Origin of the sequence: Vibrio fluminensis, assembly GCF_015278125.1 — a bacterium.
GTDB classification, from domain to species: domain Bacteria; phylum Pseudomonadota; class Gammaproteobacteria; order Enterobacterales; family Vibrionaceae; genus Vibrio; species Vibrio fluminensis.
On record NZ_JADILO010000012.1, the window covers coordinates 101,501 to 111,428 of the forward strand.

Here is a 9,928-nt window from a genome sequence, read left to right on the forward strand (position 1 = left end):
AGTCCTTTGTTATTTTACTCAAGATTTTCAATCGCTAAAACAATGGGAGCTGGATTGAGTGTATGAGGCACTTTTGTGATCAACTCACCATTTGGCTGTAAGAAATAGAAGTAGGAGTTATGGTCAATGGTATAAGCCAGCTTTGATTCTTTCAGTTCTGTTCGCTTAAACACAACCCCATATTTTTCGGCGAGAGGCTTCGTAATTTCAAGCTCTGCTGATAACCCCTCAAGCTTAGGGTGAAAGTATTGTGCGTATTCATGGGCTTTACTTGCGATATCTCGCTCCGGATCCAACGTAATAAAGATTGGACGGATTTTATCTTGCTGAGTTGTATCGAGCTGATTGAGTGCAGCTGAAAGCATTGCCAATGATGTTGGGCAGACATCGGGACAGTGGGTGAAGCCAAAATACACCACGCGAACACGAGGATCTGTCTCATCGAATAGGTCGACGTTTTTTTGGTTTGTCCCCTGGAATACCGAGGTATTTTCTGTTTGGTTATTCGCTGTTTGGGCTTGGTTATTGTCAAAATAGAGTTTTAGACCGAAACCTAAGCTAAATGCAACGACCAAGATTAGTGACCAATTTTTATTCATCGAGCCATCCTTATTGCCACGTCTACAGATTGGCTGCCATCGCTTAATGTCCCAATCCACGTCATATCATCCATGGTGCAAGCAGGTAACAATACGTCTGATTGATACTCACCGCTCGGGGTTCTCGCAATGGCAAAACGAGCAGTCCCCATATCCATTTCGTGTCCTTGTAGCGTCAGCATCAAGTTTTCATTTTGGTGACTTGACCACTTAACGCTTAAAGTAAAAGGTTGTAAGGGTTGTGCGGTATCTTGGTTCATCGAGATTATGACGCCATCTTGCGCACAAGCTTCAGTAGACAATTGGCAATAGCTATCGAGTGATACTTTGGGTGATGTTTGGAAAAAACCGATTAGGTCGTTAGCGAAAAAGCCAATAGAAACGGCAACCAAAGCTGAAAGGAATTTTAATAGTTTACTCATAGTAGACATACAACCGACTGAATAGGCAGCATGTTACCATACTGATAATGAGTTGGATTGGCGTGCAAACAAATCTGTGTTGAATGTCATACTAGATGAGAATACTTAACATTTGTTTGTCAGTGAAATTGTCGCTCAGTGAAAGTGAAAAACGCAACATTTAGCGATAAGAAATGTTAGAAACCCAGCATATCACTGGGTCGCTAACAGGGTTCCAAATAGTATTAGGCGTTTTATCTGTGGATGGCATAGATCGCGTGATCTAGAATGCGATCGCCGATTTTCTCACTGTTTGAGATTACACCCTCAAGAATCATTCCACAGCGCTCGGCGACAGCACGACTTGGCTTGTTGTTGACCGCCGCGGATAGCTCAACCTTTTCCATGTCGTACTTAGTGAAGGCTAAGTTAATCAGCTTACTGACCACTCGGGTCATGATGCCTTTACCTGTTTGTGCATTAGACAACCAATAACCAATTTGTACTTTTTTTAGCTCATGATTGATATTGTTGAAGCTACAATTACCAACGATATTACCTTGGAAAATAATCGCACAGGTAAGAGATTTACCTTGAGCGTAATCATCGAGAGAGCGGCCAACAAATAGACGGAAGTCTTGCTCTGTTTGACAATAAGGCGGCCAAGCTAACCATTGAGATAAATAGTCGAGTTGTTCACTGACTATTTCTGCGTAGATTGGCGCGAAGCTCTCCTCAATCAGGGCAAGTTGTATTTCATCATCGACCTTGATGGTAAAGAGGTTGTCTAGTGTCATACCCAGCCTTACCGTTATTGTTGATTGATGTATTGCTTAAACTTCGCTTTCGTTTCGGCGTCTGCTTTTTGATACCAAAAATGCAGCATCTCTTCGGCCGTATTTGAGTCAACTTTGATATTGGCAGGCAATGTTACAGCGACAGCTGATGCTGATGTTAAAGCGGCAACACCATTGGTACGGTTGTATTCTTTAGACTCTTGGACAAAATCGCGACCAATTTGCATGCCATCTTTACGTAGAGCATCTTGAGCAATAGTTAGCGGTTGATTTTGCTGGTCTACAAGAACGACTTGCCAATTCTTAATTTGCTTCTCTGCTTCGCGCTCGTTTCGATACTCGGGTAGGTCTAAGCTGAGCTCTTGATTATTGGCGGTGAATTTGGTGATCACCGGATTGCTTTCAACGATGACGCGGTCATTGCCTTGTGAAAAATAAGGGGTGTAACGAAACACGACTTGGTTTTCACCATCAGCGAGAGTCAGAGATTTGATTGAACTAAAAATGCCACCTTCGACATCGGGTTTTTCGGCGTTAACCGCAAGAACTTGTACGTTGTCTGGTATATTGATTGTGATAGCAGCATGTGCGTTAGCAGCGAGAAATAAGCCTGATAGAAGAGTGGCAACGGTTTTCATTTTAATTCCTTAAATAGCAGCAAGTAATAACCCCAAAATAGCGTTTAGATACCGATGTTGGTTCTGAATCCAAACTAAGATAACGCACTATTTCAGCGGCGATAATCTGAATGTAAAAACTTAATTAAAACGTCATTTTCATTGTTGTAATTAAAGAGGATGAAACGACGCTTTTTATAGTGTCTATATTTTAGTCTTTATCCAATCGCCAAGTGTGTTAACTTTCTGAAAAGGTGGTGCTTGTCACGCAGCATAACAGAGTAAATTCTCAATTTTTCTAATTAAATAAAAAAACGACCCGGTCTGGGTCGTGTTTTTGATTATGCGCTAGCGGCTCTGACTTTACCTTGCATCAAATTACTCAGAACTTCGGCTTTTGGACCATCAGCAATAATGGCACCTTTCTCCATCACAATGATTCTGTCAACGATATCGAGCATCGAAGTCTTGTGGGTGATCAGAATGAGTGTCTCATTTTTCTTTAATTGCGCGAGTTGCTGCTTAATATGCATTTCTGAGCGGTTGTCCATGGCGCTGGTGGGTTCATCCATGAGTAATACCGGAGGGCGGCCCAAAATAGCTCGTGCAATCGATACTGCTTGGCGTTGTCCACCAGAGAGTAATTGTCCACCTTCACCTACTTGACGTTCCAACCCTGCAGGGTCTTGTTGAGTAAACACCGTTACGCCAGCTCGATTTGCCGCATCCATAACATCTCGATCGTCAGCTAGAGGGCGACCTAGAGTAATGTTGTCACGAATAGAGCCATAGAAGAGGTGATAGTCTTGTGGCACGCAGCCGATATTGCGTCGAATATCAATGTGATGAAGTTGGTCTATATCGGTATCATCAATGCGAACGTGTCCTTCGGTTGGTTTGTATAAGCCAAGAACGAGTCGTTCTAACGTGGTTTTACCTGAGCCGATACGTCCGATTATCGCGACTTTTTCACCAGGGTTGATGGTTAAGTTCAAGTTGCGAATAGAGGCAATTGGAGAATCAGGGTAGTGGAAAGTAACGTTATCCAGTTCAATTTTTCCGTGGATAATCGGGCGGTGAATATAACGTTTACCTTCTTCTTGCTCTTCAGGCATTGCCATCACTTGTTCAATGATGGTCATGGATGATTTTGCTTGATTATAACGTGCAGACAGGACCGACAATTGGACCATTGGACTGATTGCTCGGCCACTAAGCATGGTTGCTGCGATTAAACCACCCATGGTGAGATTACCTTCGGCAATCAAATAAACACCGAAGATGATCATTCCTACGTTGGAAGATTGCTGCACAAAACCCGCGATGTTTTGAATGCTGTCGGTAATGCGGCGGCTTTTGATATTCCAATTCGCCATATGTGCGACGGCTTCTTCCCAACGGAATTGAAACTGACTTTGTGCGCCGAACAATTTTACCGTTTCTAAGCCCGCTAAACTTTCTATAAGGTTAGCGTACTTCTGTGAGGCTAAACGAGAGCCTTCTTCAATGGCGCGGCGCAATGGTCCTTGAATCAGCAGAGAATAGATGATTAGGAAGATCACCCCTGCAATCGGGACAAAGACTAAGTTACCAGCCATCAGCCAAATTAAAACTAAGAATAGGATAGCAAATGGTAGGTCTATCAATGAGCCGATAGTGGCTGAGGTAAAGAACTCACGAATCGATTCAAACTCTTGTAAATGACGGGCAAACGCACCAACCGATGGTGGACGGGATTCCATACGGATGCCTAACACTTTGCTGAATAGCTTAGAGGAGATAAGAATGTCGGACTTCTTACCTGCAACATCGATAAAATAGCTGCGCATCAACTTGAGTATTAAGTCAAAGAAGAAAATGACAAAGATACCACTTGCTAACACCCAAAGTGTTTCAAAAGCCAAATTAGGCACGACTTTGTCATACACTAGGCGAGTGAACATTGGGGCTGCGATGGCAAATAAGTTGATTAATATCGAGGCTATCAGTACATCACGATAGATGCTACGTGACTGCCAGAGCGTGCTCCAAAACCAGTGCCCTTCTTTGGTTTTCAATACTTCTGGAGAGCGTTCGTCGTAACGGAATTGCTTTTTCACCAAGAAGTAACGCCCAATATAGAGTTGCTGAAGCTCCTCTAATGGGATGGATATAGGGACGAGTCCTGACTCTCCAGTTACGATTTCTGCTTCTTGCTGTTCTGCGTTGATGCTATTTAATACGCAGGCGTCTCCGCCTTTTAGCAATAACACGACGGGTAACACTAGCTGTGAGATTGAGCCGAGTTCGGCACGATTCTCTTTGGCGACCAGTCCCGCTCGCTCAGCAGAACGCGGAAAAAGGAATGGCGTTAGTTTACCTTCAGATAAAGGCAAACCATTGATCAAAGCCTCAGGTGAGTTTGCTAGACCATAGTACCGGCTAACGTAAATGAGAGAATTTAATAAGGGGTCTTGCATACTAGCTGCCTTTCTCTTTCTACTTTTCGACAATGAAGCCTTGGAAAATATCGATGAAATGCTCCGATAAGAAATTGAGCTGTGACTGGGTCTCAACTCGCGAAGCGATCGTCTTTATACCTAAATTATGGGCGGTTCTTGAAATAGATGTTAGCGTAAATTTCTGTTTTTCATCTTCTAAATGATGCGTGTATAAATAGTCCAGCTTAACGTATGCTGGTCTAAATTCATTGATGTAATCTAATGATTGGAAATTACGTCCGTAGTTATCCACCCCAAAATCTGCACCAGCAGTGCGCACAGCATTACAGAAAAGCGCTGTGTGGTGAGGGGAATTAATAAAGCAGTTTTCTGGTATCTCAAAATGAATTTTTGCTGCCAACTCTTTGTGTTTATTGAGTTGTTGGCTTACCCAACGAATGAAGCTCGGTTGTGAGATGCTGCTTTGCGCAATGTTGATGGCAATGGGAGCATCAGACATCGTCGGGTCACTTTTGAGCTGTTGTAACACAGACGAAATGACATATTCATCCAAGATATGGCTGGCATTGAGTTGCTCTAGTGCGAACAGATATTGGTTGGCACCATAACGCTGATCCCCATGTTCAATCGCACTGAACATCTCATAGTGATAGGTTTGCCCAGTACTGGTGTTTGCTGCTTGCTTTCTAAAGGTAAACCAGTCGTTATTGATTGCTTCTTCGACCAGCAACTTCCACTGCTGTTTACCCATGATGGTTGTTGAGTCTTCGCTGGTGATATAGCTATAAGTTTGATCGGGATGATTAGTCGCATCAGCGAGTGCGTTATCGAGCAAGGTTAATATGTCAGAAGTGGAGGTACTGGTAGAATTGTGCACCACGCCGAGTGAAGCATTTGCTTTTGCCATACCTGTAGGGTCTGCATTGAGATCTTGTACGTAGGTAATGATGCTTTCGGCAGTGAGTTTCAACTCCGCTTCATCCATGTTAGGCATCACGAAGGCGAATTCATCTGACGAAATACGGGCTATCGCGATTTCATTGGTGTTGATGCCCACTTTTAAATGGTCTGCCATCTCGCGCACCATTTTATCTCCAGCCTCGTAACCTTTGTCATCATAAAGCTCTTTGATAAATCGAGCTTCAAGGATCGCGACACCGCCATATCCGCCTTCGCTTAACCAGCCGTTAAGTTGACTCATATAGTAAGCGCGATTACCCAGTGTTGAGACAGGGTCGATGTAAGCACGTTCTCTAAGCTGTTGTGCTTCTTTGGCTTGGGCCTTAAATGATTCTTCTAGCTTTGCTGACATACTGTTAATGCCTTCAACCACACTAAGAAGATCGGTTGTTTTTGGTAGCGGGAGCGGTTCACCAAATTGGTTTTGTGCCACGAGTTTCATCTTGGAGACGATCATGTTAAGTGGACTTAGCGCTCGCTTAAGTAAGAACGAAATGGCAAAAAGACCAATCAATAAAACAATACAAAACGCGATGACAAGATCTTCAAAAGCTAGCCAGAGTTGCTGATAGGCGCTGCCGGGATGGCTAATGATTTCCACTTCTGCCAGTTGCATCCAGCCACTTGTGACCACGCGACTATCATGGATAGGCTCGAAGAGGTTGAGCGCAATAAACCAATTTGGAACGTTAGTCGGTTTGATAGGGTAGGTACGCACGATTTCCTGATTGCTGTCTAAGAAAATAAGACGTACTACCGAATAACTGGAACCGTCAAAAAGTGCATTGATCACTGACTCGACCGCGACGGTGTCTTTGTCTTGCAAATATGGCGCAAGAGCAAGGCCAACCGTGTTAATCGTGTTGTTAACTTCAGAACGTTGCTGCTGCTCGAGGAAATTTCGAGTGGTATTGAACTCGATCACTGATACTGAAATCAGCAGCATCATGGTGACTGCAATCATCCCTGCGACAAGCTGTTTATGTAAGGTCATAGTGGCTACTCATCGTAATTGATTTTGGGTTTCCGTAGTTGGAGTGACTTTTCGCGTGCACGTAAATCATTCCACAAACTCAAGCGAGAGGATTTTCCCGCCAGTTGTCCATTTTTTGATTTCATTAACCACAGATTGCTACCGTTGAAGCTGTAAATAGGCAGCAAGTCACGACGCTTAGAGGCTGTCGTGATTTCTGGATTAATGTTGTCAAGAATCAATGGTTCAGCGCTTGGGTGTGAGTAATAAGCGAGAACCATGTGAAACTGGTTTAACTTCAGGGCCTTAACATAGATAAGGCGCAATTTTTTATCTGATACACCTAGCTCAAGCAGTGAGAAGTATTTGGCGATGGTAAAATCTTCGCAATCACCAGCATTGCTTCCCAAAAACTCTAGAGGCGTTGCCCAATAATCGTTCTTTCCCCAAAGTTTGTCGTCATTAACAAAGTTAAGTTGGTTAAAGAACTGGTTCACGTGGGTCAACTGTTCGCGTTCAGATAACCCTCTATATACCGTCATTTCATTGCGCCAAGTTGTCACTCGTAAACCCGCGCGTTCTCCATAAACGCGAGTCACTTTTTCGACTAAGCGCTGTTCTGTACTATTGAGTGCGAGTGATGTTGAAGCACCAAATAGGCAGACAGATAAAATACCAAGTGTTTTAAAAGCTCTCGACGTCCTTTGAGTTCTTTTAAGGGGAAAAGTCATCTACCTCTACTCTTTTAAAGCGTTGGTTCTAGCACTCAGTATTGGTTTGAGTAAATAATCCATTACTGTTCGTTTACCGGTGATAATGTCGACAGAAGCGGTCATGCCAGGAATGATCGGTAACGAGTCGTCTTTGTTCAGAGAGGTCTCGTTGGTGCGTACTCGGACCAAATAATAACTGTTGCCTTCTTCGTCAGTCGTCGTATCGGCACTGATGTGCTCCAGCTTGCCTTCTAGTCCACCGTATTTGGTGAAGTCATAGGCACTAAACTTAACTATCGCAGCAAGCTCAGGTCTTAAGAATGCGATGTCTTGCGGAGCGATTTTAGCTTCGACTAGCAGGGTATCTTCGCTGGGAACGATTTCGACAATATCCATGCCCGGTTGAATTACGCCACCAACCGTATTGATATTAAGCGTCTTGACTGTACCTGTTACGGGAGAGACAACAACGGTACGATTCACACGATCTTCTAGACCAACCGTCGATTCCGTCATTGCAGAGAGTCTATCTTGCGCATCGTTGAGCTTCTCTTGCTGAGCAGAACGAAACTTCTGGGCAGCATCGATACGACCTAACATGGATTCTTTAATGGCGGAACGTAAAACAGGAACTTTTAACTCGCTTGACGTCATTTCACGACGAGTATCATTGACTTGTCGCTGCAGTTTCAACAGTTCAATGCGTGGTACGACGCCTTCTTCGGCCAAGGGACGCGTGATGTCGAGCTCTTTACGTGCAAAGCTGTAACTTTCTCTTAGGTTTCTCACACGAGCTTGAATCTCAACTAAGTCTTGTTGCTTTTGTTTTACTTGTTGGTCTATTAGTGAAAGTTGGTTACGCAGCTCGTTAAGATCTTGTCGGTATTCTGCTTTTTGTCGAGCGACGAGTCTTGGACGATCTTGTTCAAAGTTTTCAGGGTAGAACAGCTTGTCGTAATTCAGCTTGACGCTATCTTGCCAATTTTTACTGTCAAAATCCTCGTTGATCGCAACGCTAGCGAGAGAGGCTGAAAGTTGGATAACATTGGCTGTGAGGTTCGCAACCTGTTGCTCTCTTTCTCTAAAGTCAGAACGAAATCGGGTATCGTCGATGAGTAAGAGTTGTTGCCCTTTGCTAACGAGTTCGCCCTCTCGAACCAAAATCTCTTTTACCAAGCCACCTTCAAGGTTCTGAATGACCTGTACTTGCGAAGAAGGTACAACTTTACCTTGCCCTACAGTGACTTTGTCAATCTCAGCCCATGATGCCCATGCGATGGCGATAATGAAAAATAGCAGCATTAGCCACAACATTATTCTGGCACTACTTGGGGTGTTTAAAAGCAGGGCGGCAGTTTTGTCATCTACATAATCCAACTCATCTGAATTGAGACGGTTGTAACTGCTTTTGCTCATAAATATTTCCTAGCGATGACGACAAGTATTTGTCTGATTTCATAAGCTTAACAAATTATTGTTAATAAGTTGATATAAAAGAACTGGATATATCAAAGAAAATCGTAAACTAAAGAGTGATCCAGTTTTTATTTACTGACTTAAGTCTAGTACCGGAATAGGTTCAGCACTTGAGTTATCAATAATATGAGCGCACAATCACGCAAACAATGTTCAGGAGTGAATATGGAACTTGAAGATATTCGACGTGAGTACACAAAAGGTGGTTTGCGTCGTAAAGACCTATTGAGTGACCCTATCGACCAATTCAACTTATGGCTGCAACAAGCCATTAATGCCAAGTTGATGGATCCTACTGCCATGACAGTGGCAACTGTTGATGAAACAGGTCAACCTTACCAACGTATCGTACTATTAAAGCACTGTGACCGTGATGGTTTTGTGTTCTATACCAATCTTGGTAGCCGAAAAGCACAGCATATTGAGCATAATGCCAAGGTGAGTTTGCACTTTCCATGGCACAATTTAGAACGCCAAGTGAATGTGATTGGTGTTGCTGAGAAGCTTTCAGCAATGGAAAACATGAAATACTTTACCTCTCGTCCAAAAGAGAGCCAAATTGCTGCGCTCGCGAGTAAGCAAAGTAGCCGAATTTCAGCCCGTGGTGTGCTAGAAGGGAAGTTTCTTGAGTTGAAGCAGAAGTTTTCTAACGGAGAAATACCGGTGCCTTCTTTCTGGGGCGGATATCGTATTAAACCAAGCAGTATTGAATTTTGGCAAGGTGGTGAAAGCCGCCTACATGACCGCTTTTTGTACTCGCAAGAAGCAAATCAGTGGGACATTGACCGTCTTGCTCCTTAAAACAAAAAAACGCCTTCGGGCGTCAGATTGATGACGAACCCCGCTTTTTCAAGCGGGGTTCTTTTTTGGAAGCGACCGTAGGTCGCGATCGCGATATTTTTTGTTATACCGTGCGCAGAAGCTTCCATTCATTACATAGGCATACAGAAG

9 protein-coding genes are annotated in these 9,928 nt (G+C 43.6%); 1 reads left to right on the plus strand and 8 read right to left on the minus strand.

The window, feature by feature from the left end; translation table 11 throughout:
- Positions 1-14: 14 nt before the first annotated feature.
- The 8 genes from IRQ95_RS10715 to IRQ95_RS10750 form a co-directional block, all read right to left on the minus strand.
- Positions 15-599 (minus strand): SCO family protein, encoded by a 585-nt coding sequence (locus IRQ95_RS10715; protein WP_194436919.1) that lies wholly within the window; start codon positions 597-599, stop codon positions 15-17.
- Positions 596-1,021 carry a hypothetical protein gene (locus tag IRQ95_RS10720; RefSeq protein WP_194436920.1) on the minus strand — a complete coding sequence of 142 codons (426 nt, stop codon included), beginning with the start codon at positions 1,019-1,021 and terminating at the stop codon, positions 596-598. Before IRQ95_RS10720 ends, IRQ95_RS10715 begins: the two co-directional genes overlap by 4 nt.
- A 233-nt stretch (positions 1,022-1,254) precedes the next feature.
- Complete coding sequence (locus IRQ95_RS10725) at positions 1,255-1,797, minus strand: GNAT family N-acetyltransferase (RefSeq protein ID WP_194436921.1); 543 nt, start codon at positions 1,795-1,797, stop codon at positions 1,255-1,257.
- Between the two features lie 14 nt (positions 1,798-1,811).
- Positions 1,812-2,435 (minus strand): DUF2057 family protein, encoded by a 624-nt coding sequence (locus IRQ95_RS10730; protein WP_194436922.1) that lies wholly within the window; start codon positions 2,433-2,435, stop codon positions 1,812-1,814.
- 320 nt (positions 2,436-2,755) lie between these two features.
- Complete coding sequence (locus IRQ95_RS10735; RefSeq protein WP_194436923.1) at positions 2,756-4,873, minus strand: type I secretion system permease/ATPase; 2,118 nt, start codon at positions 4,871-4,873, stop codon at positions 2,756-2,758.
- Between the two features lie 19 nt (positions 4,874-4,892).
- Positions 4,893-6,809: a bifunctional diguanylate cyclase/phosphodiesterase gene (locus IRQ95_RS10740; protein ID WP_194436924.1), complete on the minus strand. Its 1,917-nt coding sequence runs from the start codon at positions 6,807-6,809 to the stop codon at positions 4,893-4,895.
- A gap of 5 nt (positions 6,810-6,814) precedes the next feature.
- Positions 6,815-7,519 carry a transglutaminase-like cysteine peptidase gene (locus tag IRQ95_RS10745; protein WP_194436925.1) on the minus strand — a complete coding sequence of 235 codons (705 nt, stop codon included), beginning with the start codon at positions 7,517-7,519 and terminating at the stop codon, positions 6,815-6,817.
- Between the two features lie 6 nt (positions 7,520-7,525).
- Positions 7,526-8,917 (minus strand): HlyD family type I secretion periplasmic adaptor subunit, encoded by a 1,392-nt coding sequence (locus IRQ95_RS10750; RefSeq protein ID WP_194436926.1) that lies wholly within the window; start codon positions 8,915-8,917, stop codon positions 7,526-7,528.
- A 225-nt stretch (positions 8,918-9,142) separates the two neighbouring features.
- Between IRQ95_RS10750 and pdxH the strand changes: the two genes are divergently transcribed.
- A complete protein-coding gene (gene pdxH, locus IRQ95_RS10755; RefSeq protein ID WP_194436927.1) occupies positions 9,143-9,778 on the plus strand; it encodes a pyridoxamine 5'-phosphate oxidase in 636 nt (211 codons plus the stop codon).
- Positions 9,779-9,928: the final 150 nt, after the last annotated feature.

Bases quoted from the DNA above. Each gene is read 5' to 3' on its own strand.
- IRQ95_RS10715 (WP_194436919.1), bottom strand. From the start codon at position 599: ATGAATAAAAATTGGTCACTAATCTTGGTCGTTGCATTTAGCTTAGGT.
- IRQ95_RS10730 (WP_194436922.1), bottom strand. From the start codon at position 2,435: ATGAAAACCGTTGCCACTCTTCTATCAGGCTTATTTCTCGCTGCTAAC.
- IRQ95_RS10720 (WP_194436920.1), bottom strand. From the start codon at position 1,021: ATGAGTAAACTATTAAAATTCCTTTCAGCTTTGGTTGCCGTTTCTATT.
- IRQ95_RS10725 (WP_194436921.1), bottom strand. From the start codon at position 1,797: ATGACACTAGACAACCTCTTTACCATCAAGGTCGATGATGAAATACAA.
- IRQ95_RS10735 (WP_194436923.1), bottom strand. From the start codon at position 4,873: ATGCAAGACCCCTTATTAAATTCTCTCATTTACGTTAGCCGGTACTAT.
- IRQ95_RS10750 (WP_194436926.1), bottom strand. From the start codon at position 8,917: ATGAGCAAAAGCAGTTACAACCGTCTCAATTCAGATGAGTTGGATTAT.
- pdxH (WP_194436927.1), top strand. From the start codon at position 9,143: ATGGAACTTGAAGATATTCGACGTGAGTACACAAAAGGTGGTTTGCGT.
- IRQ95_RS10745 (WP_194436925.1), bottom strand. From the start codon at position 7,519: ATGACTTTTCCCCTTAAAAGAACTCAAAGGACGTCGAGAGCTTTTAAA.
- IRQ95_RS10740 (WP_194436924.1), bottom strand. From the start codon at position 6,809: ATGACCTTACATAAACAGCTTGTCGCAGGGATGATTGCAGTCACCATG.